Here is a 25,102-nt window from a genome sequence, read left to right as displayed (position 1 = left end):
GGTTTGAGGCTGAGCGGGCGCGGCGAGTCTTCCGCAAGGAGGCCTTATCGAAGACCCAACGCGCGAGCGAGCGTCAGCGTGTCCTCCGCACCAGGCGGGCCCGCGTAGCCGTTCTGTGACATAACGATGAGATCCTGCCCGCCAGGAAGGGCGTACGCGCGGGCAACCCGGCTCGGTGTTCTCCACGACGCAGCAAAGTCGCGACCGGAGCCGAGACCGAGGCGTTCAGCGACCGCAAACCACGGCTTGCCAAACGCGAAGACGTGGGACGCATCGAGGCCCGCGATTGGTTCGAACAGGTACTCCCGGACAAGACTGGCGGGAGGATTCATTGCGGCCGTAACGCCGGATGAATGCCAGGGGTACAGCTCGAAGAAGACGCCATCGGCTGACGGCCAATCGTTGTCATCGAGCAGCCGACGGGCAAAGCTGAACCGGTTTTGGTAGAAGCGGTTCGGGCCCGCGAACGACTCCCATTCGGTGCTTGCGTAGGGAACTGTGGAGGCCCACTCGTGGTAGGCGCTGGACTGAAGCTGCTGGAAGAACACGCCCCCCGGAGACTGGAAGCGAGGAACCGCGGCGCCGGGGTTCAGGCCGAGCATCACAATTGGGGCAATGTTCCCGAGGAGGCGCCCGGTATACGGCTCCGGGAACACATCAACACGGACTTCGCCGCGGCCACTGCCGCGGTACGAGTCAAACCATGGGGTCAATTCAGCCGGCACATCTGTGTCGCCATCGATCCAGCGGCGGATGTGCTGATCCCAGTACTCCACCAGTCCGCGTAAGTCGGTCATAGCTCTGACCTTAGTTCCGACCGCTCGCCTGCCCTCACGCTGTCGGCTGCTCGCCTCTGCTCAGGACGGCTTCGGAACCCACTTCCAATACGTCAGCGAGAAGCCGTACTTCTTCGTGGAGCCGAAGTAGTTGCAGTTGTCGCCGGCGTAGATGTACCCACCCGACGCAGTGATGGACTGCGCGGTCACCTTCTTGCCGTAGTCGCAGAGGGCCTTGGACGAGTAGCCGTACTTGTCGACCCTGAAACTCTGCTTCACCATCTCATACGCCTGCGCAGGCGCCGCCACGGCGATGCCGCCGCCGACAGTGAGACAAGCCGCCAACGCTGCGGCCGCGAGACGATTCTTGATGATCATGTGATCCCCCCGATTGTTTCGTGTGCGCACATTGTGGCACGGGCGCGGCCAGCCGTCACCCCCGCAGCGCCGTCACTCCGCATCCCGCACCAGCAGCGCCAATCGCACGCGATTCGCCTCGCCCAACTTCGCGAACACGTGCGTCAGGTGGGTCTTCACGGTCGCCTCTGAGCAGAACAGGCGCGCGCCGATCTCGGCGTTCGACAGGCCCTCACCAACTGCGAACGCGACCTCTCGCTCGCGGACACTCAACTGCGCCAGCAGCGCCTGCGCGGCCTCGCGCCGCACCTCGCGCCCATTATCGGCGAACCGCTCGATCAACGCCCGCGTGTGCGCGGGGCTCAGCATCGCATCGCCGGCGGCGACGATCCGTACCGCGTCGATGAGCTCGCGCGGGGGAGTGTCCTTGAGCAGAAAGCCGCTCGCGCCCGCCTCGATCGCCGCGAACACATGCTTGTCGAGATGGAATGTCGTGAGCACCAGCACGCGCGGTGCATCCGCCATCCCCGCCAGTCGCCGCGTCGCCTCGATGCCATCGACCTGCGGCATCCGAATGTCCATCACCAACACCTCGGGTCGGGTGCGCGCCACGAGGTCCGTCACTTCCGCGCCATCGGATGCCTCCCCGACGACTTCCACATCGTCCGCCGACGACAGGATGCCGCGTAGCCCCGCCCGCACCAGCGCGTCGTCGTCGACGAGTCCCACCCGGATCATGCGTTCTCCTCCCACGGCAATCGCACCCGCAGGTCGAACCGGCCCTGCAGCGCCCGCGCCTCGACTATTCCACCTAGTACCTCCACGCGGCTGCGCAGGCTTGCCAGCCCCGTGCCCGCACCACGCTCACCGCCGGGCGTCAACGGATTGCTGACCCGCACCTCAATCCCGGCCCCTGGTGCCCCCGACAGCACGATCTCCACCGGCGCGCCCGGCGCATGCCGGTGCGCATTTGTCAGCGACTCCTGCACCGCCTGATAGATCACTCGTCCGGTCGACGAGGGCACGCCGGCCCCGCCGGCATCCAGCTCGTCGCGCAGGGTCACCTCGGCACCGGCTGCGCGGCTGGCCTCGACCAGCTGCGGGATTGTGCTCAGCGCGGGCGCCGGATCGCGACGTGCATCCGCCCCCAACGCTCGCACCACCGCCCGCAGTTCAGCCAGCCCTGACCGCGCCGTCTCGCGGATCTGCTCGGCGGCCGAGACCACGGTCGCCTCCTTCGCATTCACCTCGAGCGCGCCGGCCTGCATCGTCACCAGCGCGAGTACATGTCCGAGCGAGTCGTGCATCTCCTGCGCGATGCGCTCGCGCTCGGTGTGCACGGCTCGCTGTGCCGCCAGCTCCCGTTCGACCTCGGCCCGCACCGCTTGCTCGGCCGCGGCCTCCGCGAATTCTCGTCGCCGCCGGATGTACTGACCCACGAGCGTGGGGGCCACACCCACGATCACCACGGTCAACGGCACCCCGAGCGTCACCCCTACCGGCGTCGCCCCGGCCAGCGTGTCGCGGTAGGCGATCACGGCGCTGGCGAGCAGGCCACCGACCGTGGCGATCGACCACACCCAGGCCCCGCGCCGTCGGATCGCCAGACTCATCGCGCCCACCATGAAGACGGAGAACGTGCCAGACACGATCGCGATCAGTCCCAACAGCGGCAACGCGAACGGCATCCGCACCCGCAGCACGACGGCGGCGATCACCGGAACCAGCAGCACCAGCTGCACCACCAGCTGCCATCCTTCGGCGAAACCCAGCGGACTGCTGTTGATGTACAGCAGTCCGATCGTCGCGAGATAGAGCAACAGGGCGCCCCACTGCATCCTGCGCAGCGACTTCCGAGTCTCGACGGCGGCGTCCATGCCCCGAGCATAGGTGGCCGTGCCGTGCCGCCGAATGCCACCCACGGCGCGGCGACACTACGACTTTCGTCGCAGCGCGCCGTCGCCGTCCAGGCGATGTGCGGACGGATGCTGCACCGCGAGGCTGAAGGCATGACGAATCCAGCGATGAACCCCTCCGGCGCCCTCATCGTCGCCGAGCACGTGAGCAAGTCGTACCCCGTCGGGGCGTCGACCGTCGAGATCCTGCACGACGTCTCCTTCACCGTGAGCGAAGGTGAGGTCTGCGCGATCATGGGCCCCTCCGGCTCGGGCAAGTCCACCCTGATGTACTGCCTCGCCGGCCTCGAACCCCCGACCGCAGGCGCGGTCAGCCTGCTCGGAGATGGCATCGTCGGGCGCTCCCGCACGCACCTCGCGCACCTGCGCCGCAGCGACCTGGGATTCGTGTTCCAGTCGTACAACCTCATGCCCACCCTCTCGGCGTTCGAGAACGTCGCCCTGCCCTTCCGGCTCCGCGGCGACCGCATCGACCGGGAGCGCATCGAGGCCGCCCTCGCCGCCGTCGGTCTCGCCGGCCGCGGCAGCTCGCTGCCCCCGGCGATGTCGGGCGGTGAGCAGCAGCGCGTCGCGATCGCCCGCGTGCTCGCCCAGCGCCCCCGCATCCTCTTCGCCGACGAGCCGACCGGCGCGCTCGACTCGCACTCCGGGGCCCTCGTCTTGTCCGAACTGCAACGCATCGGCTCCGCTGAAGGTCAGTGCGTGCTCGTCGTCACTCACGATCCGGGTGTCGCGGCGGCCTGCGATCGTGTCGTCTTCCTGCGTGACGGGCACCTCGTCGACCAACTGCTCGCACCCACCGCCGAGGCGGTGGCCGCACGACTCGCGAGCCTCGAGACACGCCCCGCAGCCACACCGCAGCGTGTCGCCGAGGAGGTGCAGTGATGCGCACCCTCGTCTGGGCCGAGCTCCGCGGCGCGTGGTCATCGTGGCTTGCCGTGCTCATCGCCTTCATCGCCACGAGCTTCGCGATCGTCCTCGCCCTGCTGCTGCTCGACAGCATGAACGCCACCATCGCGACCGGACAGGTGCCCGCGGTACAGGCCCCGGCCCTGCAGTTCATCCCCGCGTGGAATCTCGCCCTCGCCGCGATCGGCACCCTCAGCGTGATCGGTGCCGTGACCGGCCTGGTCGTGCAGTCCCGTCGCGGCGCGCTCGCGCGGCTCTCCCTCGCCGGAGCGACACCCGGGCAGGTATCCCGGATCGTGTTGGCGCAGCTACTCATCGTCTCGATCGGCGGTGCGGTGCTCGGCTCCCTCTTCGCCATCGCCCTGCAACCCGCCGCCATGCAGATGATCCTCGGTGACCGTGGCGTCGCAGCGGAGGCCGCCGTCATCCGCGTCAGCCCGCTCTCCATCGCGATCGGAAGCATCGGGTTCGTGCTCTTCGCGCTCCTCGCAGGACTCCGTCAGGCTCGGGTCGCCGCCGCCATCGCGCCCGTTGAGGCCCTGCGCGCAGCCTCCGGCGTGCCCAACAGGCGCCGCGGCGTCGCCCGCTGGATCGGCGCCGGTCTGCTGACGCTGGCCATCATCGGTCTCGCCGTCGGCACCACGACCCTCGCTCCCGAACTCGGCCCCGACGGTGCCGACTCGGTGCTGCAGGTCTCGGTCATCTGCATGCTGCTCAGCGGCGCCGTGCTCTCGCTGTGCGCGCCCCTCACCGTCGGCCTGCTCACCCGGGCGTGGACGGCTCTCATCCCGTCGCGCTCTGCACCCTGGGTGCTCGCCCGCGCCGCGGTCATCGCCAAGGGCGAGCGCCTCGCTCGCACCGTCACGCCGATCGCGCTTACGATCGGGCTTCTCGTCGGACTGGGCACCATCGTCGCCTCGACGGTGGCGCTGCTCGCCGCGATCGGACACCCCGGCATTGAGGGCACCACCCTCGTGTCGATGCTGGTGCTCATCGCCCTCGTGCTCATCGTGTCGATCTCGGGCGGCATCAGCGTGGTGCTGATGATGTCGCGTCAGCGCGAAGCCGAACTCGCCCTCGCCGGTGTCGCTGGGGCCACGCCGCGGCAGCAGGTGCTCATCACCGTGTTCGAAGGCGTCATCATCTCGATCACCGCGACCCTGCTCGGGCTCGTGATGACAGCCGTCGGAATGGCCGTGTTCATCAGCGGACTCGCCGCGCTGGGCCTGCAGGCACCCTTCGTCGTTCCCTGGGGCGACTTCGCCGGCGTCACCCTGGTCTGCGCGGCGATCGTCATCGCGGCCACCACGCTGCCGATCCTGCGTTCCCTGCGCCGACCGGCGCGGCAGGTCGTGGCACAGCTCGCCGCCGAGTGATGACGGATGCCGTCGCGGGAGGTCAGGACAGGCCAACCTGCGGCGGCCTCATACGCACCCGGATCGATGTCAGGCGACGCCTCGGTCAGGTGCGGCGGCGGTCGTGCCGCAGCCGAGCGACCACCGTCGCGGCGGCCACGATCGCGGCGGCGACGATAGCGGCGACGCCGGTCGTGACCGAGTACGGCTCATCTCCCAGTCGCGCGACGCCCACCCACGACAGCCCCCAGCACAGCGACAGCGCGGGAGCGATGCGCCCGCCGCCCCAGAGGGCCAGCGCGACGCCGACTCCCGCTGCGACGGCCAGCACGAGCACCGCCCAGAGCTCGGGGTCGAGGCCGAAGCCGTCGAAGCCGGCCGCGACGAGCACGGCTGTGGCGTTCGCCGCGGTCGCGACGATGACCCATCCCAGGTAGAGGCCGATCGATCCGTCGGCGACGACCGTCTCGACTCGGTTCTTCGGGGGCGTGCCGCGCAGCACGACGAAGAGCCGGCAGAGCACGGCGAGCAGAACGACGATGATCGGCAGGCTGAGTGGGAGCAGGTCGAGCTGCACGCTCGCGATCCATACCGCGTTCAATACGAGCGACGCGGTCACCCACCACCCGAGACGCCGCTGGCGCTCGTCGTGGCGTTGCGCCGGCAACACCTGCCAGATCGCGTACGCGAGCATGCCGGTGTAGATCACGCTCCAGATGCGGAACGCGCCCGTGCCCGGGGCGATCAGGGTCGAGTCGGCATCCAGCGCGCCGCCGGCCGCGTCTTGGATCGGCGTGCCGACGATGACACCGGAGCCGATGAACGCCGCCACGATCGCGAGCACCGAGCTGACGAGCACGATGATCTGGCGGGAGAGGTCACGACGCTCGCGGGAAGCGGTACCCTCGGTGCCGACCGTGGTGGGCGGGGCGGATGCGGCCATCGTCACTCCGCCGACGGTGCCACGCGCACCCGGATCGACTTCATCAGCGGCTGATCGCTCTGCGCGCTGTAGTCCTTCGCCCCGATGAGCACGTTCAGCTCGGGCATGTACCCGGCCGCACTGCCGCGAGGGATGTCGTACTCCAGCGCACGGAAGCGCTGCACCGACCGCGTCGTGCCGTCCTTCGAGTACGAGACGATGTCGACGAAGGCGCCCTCCTTGATGCCGCGCATGCGCATGTCCTTGCGGTTCATGAAGATGAGCTCGCGGATGTTGCGGATGCCGCGATACCGGTCGTTGTTCGAGTAGATCGTGGTGTTCCACTGATCGTGGGAGCGCATGGTCTGCAGCACGAGGATGTCGGCATCCTCGGGGATCACGTTCGGCAGGGGAGCCAGCGAGAACTCCGCCCGCCCGGACGGCGTGCGGAAGTCCCGCTCGCGCGCCGGCTGGGGAATGCGGAAGCCATACGGCTGTTCGACGAGCTGGTTGTACCCCTCGAAGCCGGGCAGCACCTTCGCCATCACGTCGCGGATGCGGCTGTAGTCGTCGATGTAGTCCTGCCAGGGCGTCACCGAGTTCTCGAGCGTCGCCATCGCGATGCCGGCGACGATCGCCGGCTCGCTGCGCAGGTGCTCGGATGCCGGGCGGCGCGTGCCCGTCGACAGCTGCACCGAGCTCATGGCGTCTTCCATCGAGATCGACTGCGGGCCGTTCTTCTGCAGGTCGGCCTCGGTGCGGGCGAGGCACGGCAGGATCAGCGCGTTGCGGCCGTGCACGAGGTGGCTGCGGTTGAGCTTGGTGCTCACCTGCACCGTGAGATCGCACTGGTTCAGGCCCGCGGCCGTGAACGGAGTGTCCGGTGCGGCCCGCACGAAGTTGCCACCCATGCCGACGAAGACCTTCACGGCGCCGGCGTGCATCGCGGCGACGGTGTGCACCGTGTCGAGTCCGTGCGTCCGCGGCGAGGTGATGCCGCACACCTCGTCGAGCCGGTCGAGCCAGGCGGCGGTGGGGTTGTGATTGATGCCACAGGTGCGGTTGCCCTGCACATTGCTGTGGCCGCGCACGGGCGAGGGGCCGGCACCGGGGCGCCCGATGTTGCCGCGCAGCAACAGCAGGTTCACGATCTCGCGGATCGTATCGACCGCGTGCTCGTGCTGACTGACCCCCAGACACCAGCTGATCACCGTGCGGTCGGCGGCGAGGTAGATCTCGCCGGCCCGGCGGATCTCGGGCTCGCCGAGACCGGCCTGTTCGACCAGCTCGGCCCAACTCGTCGCCTCGACGATGCGGCGGTAGGCCTCGAACTCGTGCGTGTACTCGTCGATGAACGCCTGGTCGAGCACGGAGGGATCGCTCTCGGCCGCCTCGAACACGACCTTGGCCATGCCGCGGATGAGCGCGAAGTCGCCGCCCGGTCGCACCTGCAGGTTGTCGGTGCTCGTCGGGGTGGTGTGGAACGTCGCCATGTCGATGATCTCGTGCGGCACGATCGTGCGCGTGGCGCCTGCCTCGATGAGCGGGTTCACATGCACCACCTGTGCGCCCCGATCGACTGCGGCCGCAAGGGTGGTGAGCATGCGAGGCGCGTTGGATGCCGCATTCACGCCCATCACGAACAGGGCATCGCACTGGTCCCAGTCCTCGAGGTCGGCGGTGCCCTTGCCCGTCGCGATCGAGGCGGTCAGCGCGCGCCCGGAGGCCTCGTGGCACATATTGGAGCAGTCCGGCAGGTTGTTCGTGCCGTACTCGCGGCTGAAGAGCTGGTAGAGGAAGGATGCCTCGTTGCTCAGCCGCCCAGAGGTGTAGAACGCGGCCTGATCGGGGCTCTCGAGGGCGCGCAGCTGCTCGCCGATCATGGCGAAGGCGTCGTCCCAGCTGATCGGCTCGTACCGGTCGGTGGCGGCGTTGTAGACCATCGGTTCGGTCAGGCGCCCCTGATCCTCCAGATCGAAGTCGGTCCAGTTCGCCAGTTCCGTGACGGTGTGGTTCTGGAAGAACTCGCGGCCCACCCGCTTGTGCGTCATCTCCCAGGTGACGTGTTTGATGCCGTTCTCGCAGATGTCGAGCGTGACACCCTTGTCATCCGGCCAGGCGCACCCGGGACAGTCGTAGCCGCGCCCCGGGTGGTTCATCACGAACATCGCCTTGGTGCCGGCGAACGGCTCGCGGGTGCGGATGAGCACATCGGCGACGGAGAACGCCGCACCCCAGCCAGCGGCGGGGTGGTCGTATCCGCCCTTGCTCACCCAACGTCCGTCGGTGGCGGGACCGAAGCCGCCTTGACGGGGGACATCCTGCATCAGGCCGAAAGCTTCACCCATACCTGCTCCTCGGAGATCTCGACCGCGGAGCCCTCCGCGACGAGGTGACTGGCACTTACTCGAAGCATACGCTCCAGCCGCCTGCGGGCAACGGACCCCGCCGCACGGGGGAGTAGGCTCCCGGCATGGGCCGGATCACGACACGACGATCTGTCGTGAAGATCATGGTCGGCGACGGTGCGCATCGCCGCGCCGACACTCTTGCCGTCGAAGAGCCGCTCGAGATCCGCGTCGAGGGTGAGCCGCTCGCGGTCACCATGCGCACACCGGGCCATGACGTCGAGCTCGCGGCCGGATTCCTCGTGTCGGAGGGGATCATCACCGACGGCGAGGGCTTCCGCTCGGCCATCCACTGTGGCGGCCCCGGCACCGGCGGGCAGGAGAACACGTACAACGTGCTCGACGTCGCCCTCGCGCCCGGCACACAGGTTCCGGATGCCGCGGCCCGGCGCTTCTACACGACGAGTTCCTGCGGCGTGTGCGGCAAGGCGAGCATCGACGCGGTCGAGACCGTCTCGCGCTACGACGTCGCTCCCGACGACCTCGTCGTGGATGCCGAGTGGGTCGCCGCTCTTCCCGACCGGCTGCGCGCTGAACAGGCTGCGTTCGACAAGACGGGCGGTCTGCACGCCGCGGGGTTGTTCGATGGTCGCACCGGTGAACTGCTGGTGCTGCGTGAGGACGTCGGTCGGCACAACGCCGTCGACAAGGTCGTCGGCTGGGCCGTGCTGCAAGACCGGCTTCCGCTGCGCCAGACGGTGCTGCAGGTGTCGGGGCGGGCGAGCTTCGAACTCGTGCAGAAGGCCGTCATGGCGGGCATCCCGATGCTCACCGCGGTGTCGGCGCCCTCGTCATTGGCGGCCGAACTCGCCGATCGGGCCGGTCTGACGCTGGTCGGCTTCGTCCGCGGACGCACGATGAACGTCTACGCCCACGCGCACCGGATCTCCATCGAAGGAGCGATCCGGTCGGGCGCCGGCCCCGAATAGGCTCCGAGCATGGCCCTGGAAGATCTCCTGCTCCGACTCGACGCGCTCGCCGGCGGGCGGCAATCCGGCATCCGCATCGAGGACACCGACCGCACCCATCCCGCCACCAGGCGGGCCTTCGTCTGGATCATCTGGCTGCTCGCACTGGAACTGCTCATCGGTGTGGCCGCGGTGGTCATCGCGCTCGTGCTCTTCGCCCAGGGATATGAGGTGCCATTCAGCGTTTGGATGCGCACGGTGATCGTGCTCGGCATGACCGCGACGCTGTTCTACTTCGCCTGGCGCGCCTCACTCGGGTGGCGGTGGGCGTATCAGCGTCTGCGGCTGTTCGCACAGATCTTTCCCGTCATCACGCTGGTATTGGCGGCCATCCCGGGGCTCTATCCGACCTGGATGGTCACCGAGCAGATCATCTTCAGCCTCATCATGATCGGCATCGCCGACTTCCTCACGAGCGACCACATGCGTCACGCATTCCGCAAGCCGGAGCCCACGGCGCCATGACGCACGCGCCCGACAGAAGGACCCCACCGCCGGTGACCGAGACGCGCGAGGCTCAGGCGCACCGGCGGCGACTGAGCCTGCGCATGCAGCAGCCGCTGCCGACGGCGACGCTGCTGGATCGCATCTTCTTCCTCATAGCCACGGCATCAGCGATCTGGCTCGCGGTGATCGTCGCGATCCAGGGCGTCGGCTCCTGGTGGCGCCTGCTGCTGTTCATCCCGGTGTGGGGCATCCTCGCCTACCTTGCGCTGCCGCGGCTGCACAAGATGCTGTCCGATCTCTACGTGCCCGACTACTTCTTCGGCCGCACCCGCACACCCGACGGGCTGCTCGGCGACCCGGTGAACATGGCCGTCGACGGATCGTTCGAGCAACTGGATGCCACGATGCGGCGCGCTGGCTGGCATCGCGCCGAGGAGATCACGGCGCGATCGACGTGGCTGATCATCGTCTCGACGCTCACCGGCAGGAGCTATCCGACGGCTCCGGTCTCGACCCTGATGCTGTTCGGCCGCCGCCACGATGTCGCCTATCAGCAAGAAGTCGAGGGCAACCCCAAGCAGCGTCACCACGTGCGCTTCTGGCACACACCCGAGGGGTGGCTCCTGCCCGGCGGCGCCGCAGTGGACTGGCTCGGAGCCGGCACGTACGACACGGCCGTCGGCTTCTCGTGGTTCACGCTGCAGGTGACCCATCGGATCGACGAGAACACCGACATCGAGCGGGACTACGTCGTCTCGTCGATGGTCGAGGCCGACCCCGCGGGCGGCGTCGAGAGTCTGCCGAACTTCACCACCGGTTACCACTCGCGCAACGGGGGCGGGGATCGCTTCATCACCGACGGTGCGTTGCCGATCGTCGATGTGTCGCAGGTTGTTCCGGCACCCGGCGATGAGGTCGAGATCGAGCCTCCCGCCTCCACTCGCAACGCGTACAAGCGCGCTCCACTGTCCGCGATCGCCGCCGCCGTGCTCACGATCGGCGTCGCCGTGCTCGACATCGTCGTGCTCGCCGTGGGTGTGTTCACAGCCTCGAGCGATGGCGCCGATGACAGTACCCTCGTCCTCGTCCGCGTCGTGCTGCTGACGTTTCTCGGCATCCTGCTCACCGTCGAACTGCTCCTCGTGCGCGCGTTCCTGCGGCGCGGCCGGCGAGCACGCGTGGTGCTCATGTCGCTGCTGACGCTGTCGATCCTCTCGGCAGCACTCAACTACCTCTACGGCATCTCCACGCTGCAGTTCGACTGGACCCTGCTGTCGGCGAGTCTGCAGTGCATCGCCCTCATCTCGTTCGCGACCGACTCCACCGCGCGCTGGGTGCGCAGCCGCGGAGATGAAGATGCCTCTGGCGCGTCTGCCGTGCGCGACTGATTCAGGGGCGCGGAATCACGCCCGCGCCCTCACGCAGCTCGAAGACGAGCTGCGTCTCGGTCGCGCGCACGACATCGTGCACGGTGATGCGCTCGAGCACGATGTCGCGCAGTGCGGCGGCATCCGCCACGGCCAGGTGCACCAAGAAGTCGTCGGCGCCGGCGATGTGGAACACCTGCAGCACGCCGGGGGTGGCCGCCAGATCGTCGAAGAGCGCCTCGACACCCGGCTTGCTGTGGTTGCCGAGTCGAACCCGGATCACGGCCTGCACCGGATGACCCACGGCGGCCGGATCGATCAGCAGGCGCGTACCGCGAATCACACCACGATGGCGAAGTGAGCGCAGCCGGAACGCGCAGGTGGAGGCAGGAATGCCCAGCGCGGCGGCGATCTCTTTCACCGTGGAATCGGGGCGTTCGGTCAGCGCTCCGAGGATGCGAAGGTCGAGGGCATCCGCCGTGCCGGCTTGTGCATCGGACAACGCGAGCCTCCTGTCAGCGCCAGATGTTGTGTCTTGACCAAGGTACGGCGGCAATTCATGTTGAGGCAACAGCCTCTCTGGACAATCGCTGTCGTGGAGCGCACGCTGGGCGACATGCTTGATCAGCCGCTGCATCCCGACACGCTCGCCGTCCACGCCGGCCGCTCAGACTTCGCCGCCCTCGGCGTGCACGCCGCTCCTATCGACCTGTCATCGACGAACCCGCTGCCGGACATCCTGCATGGCGGCGACTCCTACGAGTCGATGGCCACGGGCGGGCACCCATTGCCTGACGGCGGCAACGTGTACGCACGGCTCTGGAACCCCACGGTCGCCCGGTTCGAGGAGGCTCTGGCCGAGCTCGAGCACGCCGAGACGGCAGTGGCGTTCTCATCGGGGATGGCAGCGATGACCGCCGCGGTCCTGTCGCACACCACGGCGATCGGCAAGCGTCACGTCGTCGCGGTGCGTCCGCTGTACGGCGGTACCGACCATCTGCTCGATTCGGGGCTGCTCGGCGCCGAGGTCACCTTCTGCGAGCAGGATGACGTGGCCGCGGCGGTGCGCGCCGACACCGGCCTCATCGTGCTGGAGACACCGGCGAACCCCACGCTCGACCTCGTCGACATCGCATCGGTCGTCACGCAGGCGGGCGACGTACCGGTGCTGGTCGACAACACCTTCGCCACCCCGCTGCTGCAGAACCCCCTCGACCTGGGGGCTGCGATGTCGCTGCACAGCGCGACGAAGTACATCGGCGGTCACGGTGACGTCATCGCCGGGGTGATCGCGTGCGCCGAGCCGACCGCGCAAGCACTGCGCCGCGTTCGGGCGATCACCGGTGCGCTGCTGCATCCGCTGGGTGCCTACCTGCTGCACCGGGGGCTGGCGACGCTGCCCGTGCGCATGGAGCGCCAGCAGCGCAGTGCCCAGCGCCTGGCCGACTGGCTGGCGGAGCAGGATGCCGTGTCCGAGGTGTTCTATCCGGGAACACACGATCCCCGCGGACTCGTCGGCACGCAGATGCGGGGGAGCGGGGCGATGATCGCGGTGCGGCTGCGCGGTGGATACGCCGCAGCCGAGGCGCTCACTGGTGCGGTCAGCCTGTTCACGCACGCCGTCTCCCTTGGCGGCGTCGACTCGCTCATCCAGCATCCGGCCGCGCTCACCCACCGCCCCGTCGCCGCCGAGGCGCGCCCCGGCGCCGACATCGTGCGGCTGTCGGTCGGTCTCGAAGACGCCGCCGACCTCATCGCCGACCTGCAGCACGCCCTCGCGAAGGCAGAGGTGGTTGCCGCGGTGTGACGGCGAACGAGGGCCCGACGGCTGTGCGACAATTCGGTCGTGTCTGTGGAATCGCCCTCGTCTTCTACCCGCCAGCGAAGCCTCTCCCGTGACGTGATGCACACCTTGGGCGTCGCGGTCGGACTGCTCGTGCTGTACTTCACCGTGCCGCTCACGCGGCGTGATGTGACAGACGTGTGGCTGGTCCTCATCGCCTGCGCGGCCTTCGCACTGTTCGCCGTTGCCGTCATCCGGATGCTGGCTCGCGGCGCAGGACTGTTTCGACTGCTCACCCTGCTGATCACCGTGGTCATCGCCGTCTCGCTGGGCTTCTACGCGCTCGCGGTCAACAGCCCCGCCGAGATCAGCGGACTCGACACGCGCATCGACGCGTTGTACTTCACGCTCACCACGATGACCACGACCGGGTACGGAGACATCCATGCGACCGGGCAGCTCGCCCGGGTGCTGGTCTCGGTGGTGTTCGTCTTCAACATCGTCTTCATCGGCATGCTCGGGTCGCAGCTGTCCAAGAGCGGGTTGCTCGATCGCTTCCGCCGGGATCCGAAGGAGTGAGCGTGCGCCCGGCCGCCGCGCTCATCGTGCTCAAGCCCGCACTGACCGCGATCATCGCGGGAGGCCTGGCCGGGCTCGTGGCCATCCTCACCTTCCAGCTCATGATGGGCGCGCAGCACCTGATCTGGGAGACCGGAGCGCCGGTGGACGGCCCGGGGCCGGTGCGCATCGTCGTGACGATCCTGATCGGGGGAGCGCTGCTCATCCTGCTCGCGCGGATCAGCCCGTCGGAGACCGTCGATGAGCTGCTCGACGACGCCGACCAGCCGTGGGTGCAGTCCTGGAAGAAGATCCTGCTGACAGCACTAGCAGCCACTGTCGCCGTCGCCTTCGGCGGCGCGATCGGGCCCGAGGCCGGTCTGTTGGCGGTGGTCATGGGATGCGGCGCCATCGTGTCTCGGCGAATCGCGCACAGTGAGGCGCGGGCCATCGCCCAGGCCGGTGTCGCCGGTGCGCTGGGCGGGCTTTACGGATCGCCGCCCGCCGCGGCGGCCATCGACGGCAGGGGAGACCGGCTCACGCCGAGCAAGCTGATGTCGTTCGTCGCCGGCATCTCGGGCTTCCTCGTGTTCGTCTACTTCGCGACGAACGTCTTCGGCGGCCATGGTCTCGCCGGCATCCCCCTCCCGCAGGGGCGAGAGGGACAGGATTGGCTGGTCATCTTCCCGGTGATCGTCGGAGCGTTCTGCGGCATCGGGTTCCGCGCCCTGCACGGCGCCGCCGACCGTGTCACCGCACGCATCACGCGGCCCTGGCTGGTCACCGTCATCGGCACCGTACTCTTCGCTGCGCTCGCGGCGGCATTGCCCCTGGTGCGCTTCTCCGGGCACGACGAACTCGATGACATCCAGACGCTGTTCGCACAGGGGGAGGGTGGCCAGCTCTGGTTGCTCGCCGCCGCAAAGATCGTCGCCGTCGTGCTGTGCCTCTCGTCGGGCTGGCGGGGCGGTGAGATCTTCCCGCTCATCTTCGTGGGTGCTGCCGCAGGCTCGGCCACCGCGCTGCTGTTGCCAGATGTCGACCCGGCCGCGGCCGTGGCCGGGGCCCTCGCAGCGACCATCACCGTGGGCTGGCGGCGGCCGCTGGCTGCGTTGCTGCTCCTGCTGCTGCTCATCGATCTCAGTGTGGCCATGCCCCTCCTGGTCGGCGTGGGAGCGGGGGTCGCCCTGGATCGCATTGTCTTCGGCACTCCCGACGAGACCGACGAGGACGCCGCGGATGGTGCTGCGGACGACAGCGCAGAGGGGGATGATTCACGGCCTACTGCGGCGCCGTGAGCGACGTGCGGCATCCCGGCGTGCATGTCACGATGGAGGGATGACTTCCGCGAATCTCACCAGGGACGAGACCGCCGCGCGATCCGCGAGCATCACCGTCCACAGAGTGCGCGTCGAGCTCGACCTCACCGGGGCACCCGAGCACGCACGCACTGGTTTCCCCACCGTCACCACCCTCGAGTTCACCGCCGACGGCACGCAGGAGACCTGGATCGACTTCATCGGCGAGCGGGTCGAACGCGTCGTCGTCAACGGTGATGACCGCCCAGTGCAGTACGACGGCGCGCGGATCACGGTCGAGGGGCTGGCAGCCGAGAACACCGTCCGCATCGAGGCGGTCGGTGCGTACAGCCGTTCGGGAGAGGGGCTGCATCGCTTCCACGACCCTGTCGACGGCGAGACCTACCTGTACACCCAGTACGAGCCGGCTGATTCCCGGCGGGTGATGGCCTGTTTCGAACAGCCCGACATGAAGGCGAGCTACACGTTCGATGTGACGGCGCCGGCGGGGTGGCAGGTGCTGTCGAATCAGGCCCCGGCAGAGGTCTTCGAAGGCATCGGGATGCAGCGCATCGAGTTCGCGCCGACCCTGCCGATCTCGAGCTACATCACGGCGGTCGCAGCCGGTCCCTACGCGCGCATCGACGGGGAGTGGTCGCGCGGTGATCAGCACATCGCCCTCGGCGTGCTGTGTCGGGCGTCTCTGGCCGAGCACCTCGAAGCCGACGAGATCCTCGAGGTCACCCGCCAGGGGCTGGACTTCTTCACCGATGCGTTCGCCTATCCCTACCCGTGGGGCAAGTACGACCAGATCTTCGTGCCCGAGTACAACCTCGGCGCGATGGAGAACCCGGGGCTGGTGACGTTCACCGAGGCATACATCACACGCGGCGCGGCGACGGACGCGCAGCGTGGCGGCCGGGCGAACACGATCCTGCACGAGATGGCGCACATGTGGTTCGGCGATCTCGTCACCATGCGCTGGTGGGACGACCTGTGGCTGAAGGAGTCGTTCGCCGACTACATGGGCACGCACGCCTCGGCCGCGGCCACCCGGTTCACCGACGCCTGGGCGCGCTTCGCCAACCAGCGCAAGGCGTGGGCATACCAGCAGGACCAGTTGCCCTCGACGCATCCGATCGTTGCCGACATCCCCGACCTCGAGGCCGCGAAGCTGAACTTCGATGGCATCACGTACGCCAAGGGCGCCTCGGTGCTCAAACAGCTCGTCGCTTTCGTCGGGGAAGACGCGTTCTTCGAGGGCGCACGCCGATACTTCGCCGAACACGCGTTCGGCAACACCACCCTCGATGACCTGCTCACGACACTCGCCGACGTCTCGGACAGCGATCTGCGCGCCTGGGCGCAGGCATGGCTGCAGACCTCGGGGGTGTCGTCTCTGTGGCTCGAGAAGGCTGCGGACGGGCGCCGCGTGCTCGTCCAGCACGACCCCACGCAGCAGGCCCCCCGCCCGCACCGCTTGCGTATCGGACTGTACGACCTGCACGAGGGTCGGCTGGTGCTGCGCGAGAAGATCGAGTTGGGAATCGACCAGGAGCGCACCGAGGTCGACCTGCCGGATGCCGACCTCGTCCTGATCAACGACGATGACCTCACCTATGCGAAGGCGCGTCTTGATGAGACATCGCTCGCGTCTGTCACCCAGGCCCTGTCGACGCTCGATGATGCGCTGGTGCGCGGTCTGGTGTGGTCATCGCTGTGGAACGCGACGCGTGACGGCGAGCTTGCCACGACCCGTTTCCTCGACATCGTGCGGCGGCACGCGCCGGGGGAGACGAGCATCGGCCTGCTCACGGGTGTGCTCGCCAACGCGGCGTTCGCGGTTGCGCATTACACGACCGATGGCACGCGCGCGGCAGAGCGGGCCTCGTGGCTGGAGACGACCTGGAGCGCGCTGCAGGGAGCAGATCCCGGCAGTGACGCCCAGCTCGCCTGGGCGCGCGCCTTCGCCACGGCCTCGGCCTATGACGATTCCCGCGCCACCGAGGTGCGGGCGATCCTCGATGGGAACGCCCCCACGGGTCTGCCCATCGACGCCGATCTGCGCTGGATGCTGCTGACCGCGCTGGCCACGACCGGGCACGCCGATGCGGAGACCATCGCCGCCGAACATGCGCGAGATGACACCGCGACTGGGCGCACCGCCGAACTGCGCGCGCTGGCATCCCGCCCCACCGAGGCGGTCCGCGCCGAGGACTGGCACGCCGCGTGGACCGACGTCACCCTGTCGAACGACCACCTGGATGCCGTGATCGGGGGCTTCCGGGCAGGTGGACGCCGCGACCTGATCGCGGGCTTCGACGATGAGTACTTCAGTCGCATCCGCTCGGCATGGGCCGAACGCAGCATCGAACTCGCCCAGCGTCTGGTGGTCGGGTTGTTCCCCGCTGCCGACGACCTGACGGCGGTGGATGCCTGGCTCGCCGCCAACGACGACGCGCCGGCCGCGCTGCGCCGACTCGTGATTGAGCAGCGCGATCACCTCGCGCGTGACCTGCGCGTGCGGGCGGCTCAGCCGGCCTGATGCGTTCCGCCTGTTCGCACTGAGACACTGCTTCTGCATCGACGCGCCTGCGCTGAGTCGGCGCGTCGACGCAGAAGCCGCGCGTCGCCGTCAGACCTCAAGCGCGTCGCCCGGATCGAGGTCGAAGAACTCGCCGCCGCCTTTCTCCGTCGCCCAGCGGAGTCGAGCCCGGTGCATATCGCGGCCGACCTCTGACAGCGTCATGTCATGCGTGCCGAACGCTCGTCGCGGCGCGATGGCGAGGACGAAGTCCATCGCCTCACCGATCTTCAGCCACGGCGCGCCGAGCGGGGCGGCGAGAGTGTGCACCGCGACCCCGGAGGGGATCGCGTAGGAGTCGCCCGGGTAGTACAGCTCGTCGTTGACCAGCACCCCGACATTCTCGACCAGCGGTAGTGAGCGGTGGATCACCGCATGCTCGCCGCCGAAGAACCGCAGGGTGAAAGCCCCCACCTGCACGGTCTCGTCGGGCGCCACCACGGTGATGCCGAGGCCGGGTGCGACAGCTGCCGCTTGCGCCGTGCCGTAGATCGGCGCGTCGGGAGACGCTGACCGTACGCGTGCGAGGTTGTCGGGGTCGAGATGATCAGGATGCTCGTGCGTGATCACGACGGCGACGACAGCATCCAGATCGGCGGGCAGCGTGGTGAACCCACCGGGGTCGATGAGCAGGGACTGCCCCTCGTCGTCGATGCGGAGTGCGGCATGTTCGTACTTCGTGATGCGCATACGTCGAGTCAAGCGCGCCGCCCGTGTCGGGGCAAGGGGCACGCGACACGCCCGCGCTGCAGACGGTCCGGTGCCGATTTGGACGCGTGCGAATGGCCGTGTCATACTTGTACGGTTGCAAGGACGGCCTGAAAAGGCCGGACGGCCCCATCGTATAGCGGCCTAGTACGCCGCCCTCTCACGGCGGTAACGCGGGTTCGAATCCCGCTGGGGTCACCAACAAGAAAACCCCCGCTGAGGCGGGGGTTTTCGCATTGCTGCCGTAGGTCGGCGCAGGGGCGCTACGCGGCCTTTGGCAACAGATTGGCAACATCTGATTTCATCGCCGCCAGATCGAGCGCCGTGGCAACACTGTCGAGGTCGTCATCGAACATGTCGGCGTACACGTCGAGGGTGACTGCGGCCGAGGCGTGCCCGAGCATCCGTTGCACTGCCTTGACGTTGGCTCCGGCGCTCACGGCGAGCGATGCCGCCGTGTGGCGCAGCTCGTGGGGCGTCAGTCCGTCGAGGCCGACCGCCGTGGCCGCAGGATCGAACCAGCCGACCCGGTAGACGTGGTTGCGCAGCCAGGTGCCCGTGCGGATGCCGTAGAACACGGGAGCATCAGTGGGGAGTCCGGTGATTTGCGCGCGGAGCAGTCCGACGAGGAACGCCGGGATCGGGATGCTCCGGTGCTCGTAGTCCTTGGGCGGTTCGATGCGCTGATAGCCCTTGTCGGCCACGACGGTCTGCGCGACCGTCAGCCGTGGGTTCTTCGCGTCGAGGTCGAGGTCACCGACGCGAAGCCCCGATAGTTCACCCCAGCGCAGTCCGCAGTAGGCCAGCACGAGCACGACGAGGCCGTAGCCGTGTTGCCGACCTTCCTTCGCCGCGTCGATCGCCTGAGCGAGCGCGGCGACCTCGTTGTGTGACAAGTAACGCTTGCGCGTCTTCGTCGGTTTCGGGAGCTTCAGCCGTTGTGCGGCGTTCGACGGTAGCCGCCCATCTTCGACCGCGAACCGCAGCGCGCCAGAGAGCACGTTGACGATCTTCCGCACCGTCGCGGGAGCACCGGGCAGCGCCGAGGCCCACTCCTGCACCCGCAGGCGAGTGAGGTTGCCAATCGGGATCGAGCCGAGTTCGGGCACGATGTGCTTCTCTATGATGTTCTCGACCCGGCTCCGAGTCGTCGCGCGCAGATCGCCCCGAGCTTTGATCCAGGTGTCCAACCAGTCAGCCACGGTCACTCGGGCGAGAGACGGGTCGAGGTAGCGACCCTGAGCGATGTCTACCTCGGTGGTGGCCAGGAACAGCTCAGCCGCCTTCTTGGTTCTGAACCCGCGCTTCTGCGTCTGCTTCCGATCCGGCCGCCGGTACAGCGCGCGATAGCGGCGGCCTTGGGTCGTCTCGTAAGGTTCGACGCTTCCCATCGTCGCCTCGCCTACTGCCTCAACCCGGCGAGGCGTTCGACATCAACACGGCGATAGACACGCTTGTGCTGGGTGAGCCGAATCGGCTCCACCGGAGAGCGCCCCTCCAAGGCGAGAGTGCGCAGCGTCGTGCGATGGATTCCGAGTAGCGCTGCCGTCTCCACCTCGGAGTAGAACAGCGGGGCGCGCCGGTGCTTGTCTGTCGGTGCGGTGCTCTGACCCATCGTGTCCTCCGATCTAGCTCAGATGATAGCTGCGATAGCAGCGAGTATCTTAGATTAGATCACAACACGCCGATAACAGCAAGTGTTTTAGTTGCTCGTGTTGCTCGCTAGAATCGGGACATGCCCACATCCTCCGGTCAACGCCCCGGCGACCAGTCCTATGACGGACTGCTCGTGCAGGACGACCTGCCCGACGGATGGCATCTGCCCGACCGTTTTCCGGGGGAGCGGGCCGAGGATGCGAGCGCGTTCCTCGATGAAGCGCTCGGCTACAATGATCAGATCGTGACCGCCGAGGATCGGCAGGCGCAGCTCGGCTCGGAGCAGAACGAGACGATCGACGGCCGTTGGCGTTATATCGAGCACGCGGCGACTGCGACGCGCGTGTTTATTCGGCTCCAGCGTCAGCAGTTCGCCGTGCCGGAGGAAGTGAAGATCACGGGCGTCGTGTACCTTCCGTGGCGGCCGGGTGATCCCATCTCCAGTCAAGATCTGCGTGCGCTGCCGACCGCTCGGATCGAGGCGGCGATCAACGAGCGGCTGTTCGCCATGAAGCGGACGGTGACGATCACGGGCGGAAAGATCGTGCTGCCGTCTGGCCGGAAGATCAGCGAGCGTGATCTGCTCAAGCCGCTCGGGAATCCGAAGCAGACGCCGGACTTCTACGAACTCGTCGCGCTCCAGTACGGCAAGCTCACGTCACAGGGTGATGAGGCTCCGGCGGTCACCATGGCGAAGATCAATGATGTTGCTCACGCCACGGCGCAGGGCTGGCTTGTTCGCACTCGCGCTCGCGGGCTGCTGCCTCCCGGTCGCCGGGGATAGCTCGCTGCGCGGGTCGCTCAGAGATCCTTGAGTCGCCTTCTCCAGTACCCAGGGCGGCGGCGCTCGTGCGCGTACGCGACAACGATGACCTCGTCGTCGCGGACGAAGTAGATGATGCCGTAGGGGAACACATCGGTGCCCTTGCGTCGAAGACGAGGGATGCGCTGGCGACCGCGATAGAGCGGCCCGGAATCCGGCCACTCCCTGATGAAGTCCACGGCGTTGTCGAGGTCATCACCAAGACGGTTGCCGAGTCCTGCTTCCTGGTCGTCATACCAGGCGAGGGCGTCCAGATATTCTTCGCGAGCGGCCGGATGCTCGCGCCAGGGTAGCGCGCTCACTTGCGGCGGGCCGCCAGCATTGCTCGGGCCATGCGTCGGGTCTCTTCGCCGTCAACAAGTTCGACCTTGCCGGTCAGAATCTCATCCACCCGAAGGTCGACCTCTTCATCCCACGCGGCATCGACTTCTGCTTGCTCCGTGTCGCTGATCTGCTGGAGCGCGAGCGCAGCAATCTCGCGCTCATCGGCGGAGAGGGTTCGACCCTCTGCGATGTAGTCTGCGAGCTTCGGCGTCATGCTCCAAGTCTACCGCTGAGGTCTGACATTCGGGGCGAATCTCGTTACAGGCTTGGAGCGTCGCGGTGTGGAACACTGTGACCGGAGCGACGTCCAAACGGATCGTGGGAAGCGTGGAGCTGCCTTGCGCGGGCCTCTCGTTCGAGCCGTGCCCGTTCTGCCGCCTCCCGCTGGGCAGCGATCCGGGTAGCGGCATCCTGCACTGACATGCCTCGCAAAGCGGCCACTTCCTGTCGTGCTGTTGCGGCGGTGCGGTGGGCGTTGGAGGCTTCTCGGTCGGGGTGGGTGAACTCGTAGCGCAGTGGATCGCGTCGTACTCGTTCGGCTCCGAAGATGTCGGCGTGGAGCGCGCGGCGTTCGCTGCGGTGTCGCTTGTCCATCTCCTCCCCGGCAGCGCGGGTAGCTTCGGCGTGCTGTTCGGCTTCGATCACGCGCGGGTCGCGGGCGGCGGCCCGTTCTGCTGCGCGCGAGGCCCAGTCAGTGAGGGTGTCGGCGTCGCGGGGAGTGGTGCCCCAACGGTCTGCGACGCGGGCGCGGCTCTTGCCCGCGAGTGCGGTGGCGGTCTGGTGGTCTTTGCGTGCGGCGCGTCTCCCGAACCTTCCTGCCGTGTTGAGTTTTGTCTGTGCTGCTGCCTCGCGGTCGAGCGCGGCCAGGTGCTCGGTGCCTTCCTCCAAGGCGACCACCGTGAGCGGTTCCTGTACCTCGACGCGCACTCGTCCTGCCGCCTCTGTCGAGGACTGGATCACTGCGGCTTGGTCGTCCTTTTCCGCCTGCTGGTGTTCGTGCTGCTGGTTGAGGCGCGCACCGACGCGCTCCCACCATGCGGCGCGGTGCTCGGCCTTCTCCGCGTCTTGGATGAGTTGTGCGACGCGGGTGTTCACGAGCTTCACTGGGCCGTCGTCAACGAGGCCACGCACGGCCTCCGCTGCGCGCTCGGTCGCGTCTGCGAGGCCGAGGTCGGCGCGGTCGCGTTCCGTCGCGTCGATGAACAGTGCTCGTGCCTCGGCGCGGCTCTCCGCGATGATGTGCAGGGCGTTCTTGCCTCGGCCTCTCGTCATGCCGACATACACAGCCGCACCATTGATGCCGTCGCTGAGGATCGTGTTCGAAGCGGGGGCGGTGACGCCCTGCACGCCGTAGGCGGTCGCCGCATAGGACAGGTGCGCGTGCTCGTGGACGTATGCGGCGGGGAGGTGCCGCGTATGCTCCCGCTTGCGCTCGTCGTGCGCGTCGCGCACCCAGACTGAGCCGTCCGGCTCGACGCGCTGCACGATCCACTGCTGCCGGTTCGCCACCCCCAGCGCAGCGTCGTTGCGGCGGGTCTGGATCAGATCACCCGCACCGATACTCAGCCCATCACCGCCCGTCGTCGTGACGGCGTCCTCGACCAAGCCCCGAGCGATCCGCTCCTCCCGGATGCGCTCATTCAGTCGCGTCGCGTCCTCATTGGACGCGACCGTGATCGTCTCCCCATCGCGGACGCTCTGCGCAATGTGCTCTTGCAGTTCGTCGCCGTCTGCGTGCAGGCGGATGAGGCCGAGCCGTTCGAGTTGGTCGAACACGTCGCCGGGGTTGCGGCGGTCACGCATTCGCACGGTGAGGTCGGCGTAGTCGGGGTCGGTGAAGCGGTGCACCTCGGCCATGTCGAAGGTGCAACCCCGAATCTGTGCCGCCATGTCGAGGACGCCGCCGCGCCCCACCGCCGCGAGCTGCGCACGGTCGCCCGCGAGCGCGACCGTTGCACCCGCCTCCGCTGCAACAGTGAGCAACGCGAGGGCAGCGTCTTGGTCAAGCATCCCCGCCTCGTCAACCACGATCCGATCCCCGCGCCGCATCACGGCAGTGGGCGGCGGGCCGATGAACTTCGCGCCTGTCGCCGAATCAGTCGCCCCCGGTGTGAGCCGCGTCCATACGCCGTCCTCGTTCCACCGATAGCCATGCGCGTGCACGAGAGCAGCAACCGACGTGGCGGGCACGCCGAGTTCCTGGCGTGCAACGTCGGCAGCGCGCTTGGTCGGCGCGACGACGCGCACCCGTCGGCCCTGATCGTTCGCGGCGGCGATCGCCGTGGCAAGCATGGTCGTCTTGCCGCTGCCCGCTGCGCCTTCCACGATCACAAGCGGGTCGGTGGATGCGACCGCTGCGGCCGCGTTGAGTTGGCCTGCGTCGAGTTGCTGCCCGAGCCGCGCCGTGACATGCGACACGTCACGATAGCGCTGCTCCGTCTGCGGTTTGCGGGCGGTGAGCAGGTCGCGCAGCTCGGTCTCGACCTGCACCACGCGCAACGATGTGAGATGCGCCACATGCTCCGGCGCGGCTGCGCCGGTCGGCAGGATCGAGAAGCAGTCTTCGAGTGCGAGCGCCGTCGAGAGCGCGATCAGCTCCCGCAGCTCTTCGCGGTGAGCGCGTACGCCGTGTTCGGTGATGATGCGGGTGGCGTGCTCCTGCACGTCGTGGCGCGTCCACGCCGATGATCCGGCGGCGCAACGATCCAGCGCGCGCGACGCAATCTCCTGCACTGAGAGTTCGTCGGGTTGCGTCGGCGCGCTGACGGTCTTGCGGGTGAGGGTTTCGGGGTCGTAGCCGGCCTCTCGTAGTTCGGTCAGCCACTCGGCTTCTTCTCGCATCGTGGTCGGCTTCTTTGCGGGGCGCTCGTATGCCCACGCCTTCGCCGTGAGCCGGGACGACACCACTGGCCCCATCGTCTCGCCCGGATGCGCGGCCTCCCATTCGGCTTCGAGCCGTTCCAGGTTCTTCCGCACCTGTGCGCCACGCTTGCTCATCAGCGCGTTGAACGGCTCCAGCTCTGTCACCTCTCCCGTTACCGGGTCGAGAGTGAGGTCATACCTGTTGAGCACCGCCGCAAGCTCAGGGCTGGCGGCGATCACGGCAGACCCGAGCGCCCGGATTGCGCCCTGCTGCCTGAACATCGCCGCCGTATCCAACGCCCGCCACGCACCTGCCGCCCAAACCCTGGTGCCGACCTGCATATGGATGTGGCGGTGCGGGTCACCCGCGCGGGAAGTGTGGTGTGTGATGCCGACGATCTGCATGTGCTCGATAGGTACGACTTCCTGCTTCCCGCGAGGGCCGACCCGCGTCACCGAGTGCTGTGCGAGCCACCGCTGAATCTCCGACAGTGCGCCCTGCTGCGCCGCGTCCAGGGACTCGGACACTTCGGGGTGGAGGGCGGCGGCGATGGAGAGAGACTTCGGGGTGTTGATGACCATCTCTGCGAACCGCGGCGAGCCTTGACGATCCGATCCCGCAAGCCGTGGCCTGCCCATTCGTTCGCCGGTGTCGGCGTTGATCCAGTCCACCCAGCCTGCATAGTCATCAACGCTGAGCGGACGGCTGATTGCCTCGCCGGATGCGTCGAGGACGGTGTAGGAGATGCCGGTGGCGTCGCCAAGGTAGTAGTCGTCTGCTCGGGAGCGGTCGGCCTCGACATAACGCATGGCATCGGCTCCGGTGCCCCGGAACAGAACCACGCCGCCATGCATCCCGGCTCCTATCTAAGATGACTGCTGTCATCGTAGCATACGTCCATCCGTTGAGAGGCGCTGGATCGGTGACCGACGAGGGCAGGAAAGAGATAGGCACGATGAGGAAGGTTGCTATGCAAACAGGGATTGTAAGCGTCGGCGTCTGCGTGAATGAGCGTGGGCTCTCACCGTCCCGCGGTCAGTCCGCCGACGCGCGATCGAGTGTCGTGCTCCGTCGCTAGAA

The 25,102-nt window shown here is 67.9% G+C and carries 23 protein-coding genes and 1 tRNA gene; 11 read left to right on the top strand and 13 right to left on the bottom strand.

Translation table 11 applies throughout. The features are described 5' to 3' along the window. Positions 1–44: 44 nt before the first annotated feature. From brig1 to WDU93_RS14620, 4 genes are all read right to left on the bottom strand, one after another. Positions 45–797: an anti-phage DNA glycosylase Brig1 gene (gene brig1 / locus WDU93_RS14635; protein WP_337321975.1), complete on the bottom strand. Its 753-nt coding sequence runs from the start codon at positions 795–797 to the stop codon at positions 45–47. Between the two features lie 60 nt (positions 798–857). Continuing rightward, positions 858–1,154: a hypothetical protein gene (locus WDU93_RS14630; protein ID WP_337321974.1), complete on the bottom strand. Its 297-nt coding sequence runs from the start codon at positions 1,152–1,154 to the stop codon at positions 858–860. Positions 1,155–1,226: 72 nt separating this feature from the next. Then, positions 1,227–1,871, bottom strand: coding sequence for a response regulator transcription factor (locus tag WDU93_RS14625; RefSeq protein ID WP_337321973.1), 645 nt, complete (start codon positions 1,869–1,871; stop codon positions 1,227–1,229). Beyond that, positions 1,868–3,010 (bottom strand): sensor histidine kinase, encoded by a 1,143-nt coding sequence (locus WDU93_RS14620; protein ID WP_337321972.1) that lies wholly within the window; start codon positions 3,008–3,010, stop codon positions 1,868–1,870. Before WDU93_RS14620 ends, WDU93_RS14625 begins: the two co-directional genes overlap by 4 nt. A gap of 132 nt (positions 3,011–3,142) precedes the next feature. Between WDU93_RS14620 and WDU93_RS14615 the strand changes: the two genes are divergently transcribed. Both WDU93_RS14615 and WDU93_RS14610 read left to right on the top strand, forming a co-directional pair. After that, positions 3,143–3,934: an ABC transporter ATP-binding protein gene (locus tag WDU93_RS14615; RefSeq protein WP_337321971.1), complete on the top strand. Its 792-nt coding sequence runs from the start codon at positions 3,143–3,145 to the stop codon at positions 3,932–3,934. Next, a complete protein-coding gene (locus WDU93_RS14610; protein WP_337321970.1) occupies positions 3,934–5,334 on the top strand; it encodes an FtsX-like permease family protein in 1,401 nt (466 codons plus the stop codon). Before WDU93_RS14615 ends, WDU93_RS14610 begins: the two co-directional genes overlap by 1 nt. Positions 5,335–5,419: 85 nt before the next feature. Here WDU93_RS14610 and WDU93_RS14605 read toward each other — a convergent pair whose 3' ends face one another. Then, complete coding sequence (locus WDU93_RS14605; protein ID WP_337321969.1) at positions 5,420–6,256, bottom strand: tryptophan-rich sensory protein; 837 nt, start codon at positions 6,254–6,256, stop codon at positions 5,420–5,422. Between the two features lie 2 nt (positions 6,257–6,258). Continuing rightward, positions 6,259–8,583 (bottom strand): FdhF/YdeP family oxidoreductase, encoded by a 2,325-nt coding sequence (locus WDU93_RS14600; RefSeq protein ID WP_337321968.1) that lies wholly within the window; start codon positions 8,581–8,583, stop codon positions 6,259–6,261. 125 nt (positions 8,584–8,708) lie between these two features. Between WDU93_RS14600 and fdhD the strand changes: the two genes are divergently transcribed. From fdhD to WDU93_RS14585, 3 genes are read left to right on the top strand one after another with little or no spacing between them, the layout of a single operon-like run. Further along, entirely contained in the window at positions 8,709–9,572 is an 864-nt protein-coding gene (fdhD, locus tag WDU93_RS14595; protein ID WP_337321966.1) for a formate dehydrogenase accessory sulfurtransferase FdhD, read from the top strand. 9 nt (positions 9,573–9,581) lie between these two features. Beyond that, positions 9,582–10,076, top strand: coding sequence for a hypothetical protein (locus WDU93_RS14590; protein WP_337321964.1), 495 nt, complete (start codon positions 9,582–9,584; stop codon positions 10,074–10,076). A 32-nt stretch (positions 10,077–10,108) separates the two neighbouring features. Then, the gene (locus WDU93_RS14585; protein WP_337321962.1) at positions 10,109–11,446 is read left to right on the top strand and encodes an LssY C-terminal domain-containing protein; all 1,338 of its coding nucleotides are present in this window, start codon (positions 10,109–10,111) and stop codon (positions 11,444–11,446) included. Position 11,447: 1 nt separating this feature from the next. On the opposite strand, the gene WDU93_RS14580 is transcribed toward WDU93_RS14585, so the two are convergent. Continuing rightward, on the bottom strand, positions 11,448–11,927 hold the full coding sequence (locus WDU93_RS14580) for an Lrp/AsnC family transcriptional regulator (RefSeq protein WP_337321959.1): 480 nt from the start codon (positions 11,925–11,927) through the stop codon (positions 11,448–11,450). A gap of 114 nt (positions 11,928–12,041) precedes the next feature. Here WDU93_RS14580 and WDU93_RS14575 point away from each other — a divergent pair, with 114 nt between their 5' ends. The 4 genes from WDU93_RS14575 (at position 12,042) to pepN (ending at position 17,609) form a co-directional block, all read left to right on the top strand. Further along, the gene (locus WDU93_RS14575; RefSeq protein ID WP_337321978.1) at positions 12,042–13,232 is read left to right on the top strand and encodes a trans-sulfuration enzyme family protein; all 1,191 of its coding nucleotides are present in this window, start codon (positions 12,042–12,044) and stop codon (positions 13,230–13,232) included. A gap of 96 nt (positions 13,233–13,328) precedes the next feature. Then, a complete protein-coding gene (locus WDU93_RS14570) occupies positions 13,329–13,787 on the top strand; it encodes an ion channel (RefSeq protein ID WP_337321977.1) in 459 nt (152 codons plus the stop codon). Positions 13,788–13,789: 2 nt separating this feature from the next. Continuing rightward, the gene (locus tag WDU93_RS14565; RefSeq protein ID WP_337321957.1) at positions 13,790–15,064 is read left to right on the top strand and encodes a chloride channel protein; all 1,275 of its coding nucleotides are present in this window, start codon (positions 13,790–13,792) and stop codon (positions 15,062–15,064) included. 40 nt (positions 15,065–15,104) lie between these two features. Then, the gene (gene pepN / locus WDU93_RS14560) at positions 15,105–17,609 is read left to right on the top strand and encodes an aminopeptidase N (protein WP_337321955.1); all 2,505 of its coding nucleotides are present in this window, start codon (positions 15,105–15,107) and stop codon (positions 17,607–17,609) included. 90 nt (positions 17,610–17,699) lie between these two features. On the opposite strand, the gene WDU93_RS14555 is transcribed toward pepN, so the two are convergent. Continuing rightward, a complete protein-coding gene (locus tag WDU93_RS14555) occupies positions 17,700–18,338 on the bottom strand; it encodes an MBL fold metallo-hydrolase (RefSeq protein WP_337321953.1) in 639 nt (212 codons plus the stop codon). Positions 18,339–18,481: 143 nt separating this feature from the next. Between WDU93_RS14555 and WDU93_RS14550 the strand changes: the two genes are divergently transcribed. Then, positions 18,482–18,557: transfer RNA gene (locus WDU93_RS14550), tRNA-Glu, on the top strand. Between the two features lie 62 nt (positions 18,558–18,619). Here the strand turns inward: WDU93_RS14550 and WDU93_RS14545 are convergent. Next, complete coding sequence (locus WDU93_RS14545; protein WP_337321951.1) at positions 18,620–19,747, bottom strand: tyrosine-type recombinase/integrase; 1,128 nt, start codon at positions 19,745–19,747, stop codon at positions 18,620–18,622. Positions 19,748–19,758: 11 nt separating this feature from the next. After that, positions 19,759–19,971, bottom strand: a complete 213-nt coding sequence (locus WDU93_RS14540) for a hypothetical protein (RefSeq protein ID WP_337321950.1) — start codon at positions 19,969–19,971, stop codon at positions 19,759–19,761. 120 nt (positions 19,972–20,091) lie between these two features. Here WDU93_RS14540 and WDU93_RS14535 point away from each other — a divergent pair, with 120 nt between their 5' ends. Then, positions 20,092–20,796 (top strand): hypothetical protein, encoded by a 705-nt coding sequence (locus tag WDU93_RS14535; protein WP_337321948.1) that lies wholly within the window; start codon positions 20,092–20,094, stop codon positions 20,794–20,796. A 17-nt stretch (positions 20,797–20,813) separates the two neighbouring features. Here WDU93_RS14535 and WDU93_RS14530 read toward each other — a convergent pair whose 3' ends face one another. The 3 genes from WDU93_RS14530 to mobF are packed head-to-tail and all read right to left on the bottom strand — an operon-like array spanning position 20,814 to position 24,864. After that, complete coding sequence (locus tag WDU93_RS14530; RefSeq protein WP_337321947.1) at positions 20,814–21,137, bottom strand: type II toxin-antitoxin system RelE/ParE family toxin; 324 nt, start codon at positions 21,135–21,137, stop codon at positions 20,814–20,816. Then, positions 21,134–21,373 carry an addiction module protein gene (locus WDU93_RS14525; RefSeq protein ID WP_337321946.1) on the bottom strand — a complete coding sequence of 80 codons (240 nt, stop codon included), beginning with the start codon at positions 21,371–21,373 and terminating at the stop codon, positions 21,134–21,136. Before WDU93_RS14525 ends, WDU93_RS14530 begins: the two co-directional genes overlap by 4 nt. Before the next feature lie 44 nt (positions 21,374–21,417). Then, positions 21,418–24,864 carry a MobF family relaxase gene (gene mobF / locus WDU93_RS14520; RefSeq protein ID WP_337321945.1) on the bottom strand — a complete coding sequence of 1,149 codons (3,447 nt, stop codon included), beginning with the start codon at positions 24,862–24,864 and terminating at the stop codon, positions 21,418–21,420. Positions 24,865–25,102: the final 238 nt, after the last annotated feature.

The sequence above is a fragment of the Microbacterium istanbulense genome (assembly GCF_037204145.1).
GTDB lineage: Bacteria > Actinomycetota > Actinomycetes > Actinomycetales > Microbacteriaceae > Microbacterium > Microbacterium istanbulense.
This window is presented reverse-complemented; position numbering and strand designations above follow the sequence as displayed.

Bases quoted from the DNA above. Each gene is read 5' to 3' on its own strand.
- brig1 (WP_337321975.1), bottom strand. From the start codon at position 797: ATGACCGACTTACGCGGACTGGTGGAGTACTGGGATCAGCACATCCGC.
- WDU93_RS14630 (WP_337321974.1), bottom strand. From the start codon at position 1,154: ATGATCATCAAGAATCGTCTCGCGGCCGCAGCGTTGGCGGCTTGTCTC.
- WDU93_RS14625 (WP_337321973.1), bottom strand. From the start codon at position 1,871: ATGATCCGGGTGGGACTCGTCGACGACGACGCGCTGGTGCGGGCGGGG.
- WDU93_RS14620 (WP_337321972.1), bottom strand. From the start codon at position 3,010: ATGGACGCCGCCGTCGAGACTCGGAAGTCGCTGCGCAGGATGCAGTGG.
- WDU93_RS14615 (WP_337321971.1), top strand. From the start codon at position 3,143: ATGACGAATCCAGCGATGAACCCCTCCGGCGCCCTCATCGTCGCCGAG.
- WDU93_RS14610 (WP_337321970.1), top strand. From the start codon at position 3,934: ATGCGCACCCTCGTCTGGGCCGAGCTCCGCGGCGCGTGGTCATCGTGG.
- WDU93_RS14605 (WP_337321969.1), bottom strand. From the start codon at position 6,256: ATGGCCGCATCCGCCCCGCCCACCACGGTCGGCACCGAGGGTACCGCT.
- WDU93_RS14600 (WP_337321968.1), bottom strand. From the start codon at position 8,583: ATGGGTGAAGCTTTCGGCCTGATGCAGGATGTCCCCCGTCAAGGCGGC.
- fdhD (WP_337321966.1), top strand. From the start codon at position 8,709: ATGGGCCGGATCACGACACGACGATCTGTCGTGAAGATCATGGTCGGC.
- WDU93_RS14590 (WP_337321964.1), top strand. From the start codon at position 9,582: ATGGCCCTGGAAGATCTCCTGCTCCGACTCGACGCGCTCGCCGGCGGG.
- WDU93_RS14575 (WP_337321978.1), top strand. From the start codon at position 12,042: ATGCTTGATCAGCCGCTGCATCCCGACACGCTCGCCGTCCACGCCGGC.
- WDU93_RS14570 (WP_337321977.1), top strand. From the start codon at position 13,329: ATGCACACCTTGGGCGTCGCGGTCGGACTGCTCGTGCTGTACTTCACC.
- pepN (WP_337321955.1), top strand. From the start codon at position 15,105: ATGACTTCCGCGAATCTCACCAGGGACGAGACCGCCGCGCGATCCGCG.
- WDU93_RS14555 (WP_337321953.1), bottom strand. From the start codon at position 18,338: ATGCGCATCACGAAGTACGAACATGCCGCACTCCGCATCGACGACGAG.
- WDU93_RS14545 (WP_337321951.1), bottom strand. From the start codon at position 19,747: ATGGGAAGCGTCGAACCTTACGAGACGACCCAAGGCCGCCGCTATCGC.
- WDU93_RS14540 (WP_337321950.1), bottom strand. From the start codon at position 19,971: ATGGGTCAGAGCACCGCACCGACAGACAAGCACCGGCGCGCCCCGCTG.
- WDU93_RS14535 (WP_337321948.1), top strand. From the start codon at position 20,092: ATGCCCACATCCTCCGGTCAACGCCCCGGCGACCAGTCCTATGACGGA.
- WDU93_RS14525 (WP_337321946.1), bottom strand. From the start codon at position 21,373: ATGACGCCGAAGCTCGCAGACTACATCGCAGAGGGTCGAACCCTCTCC.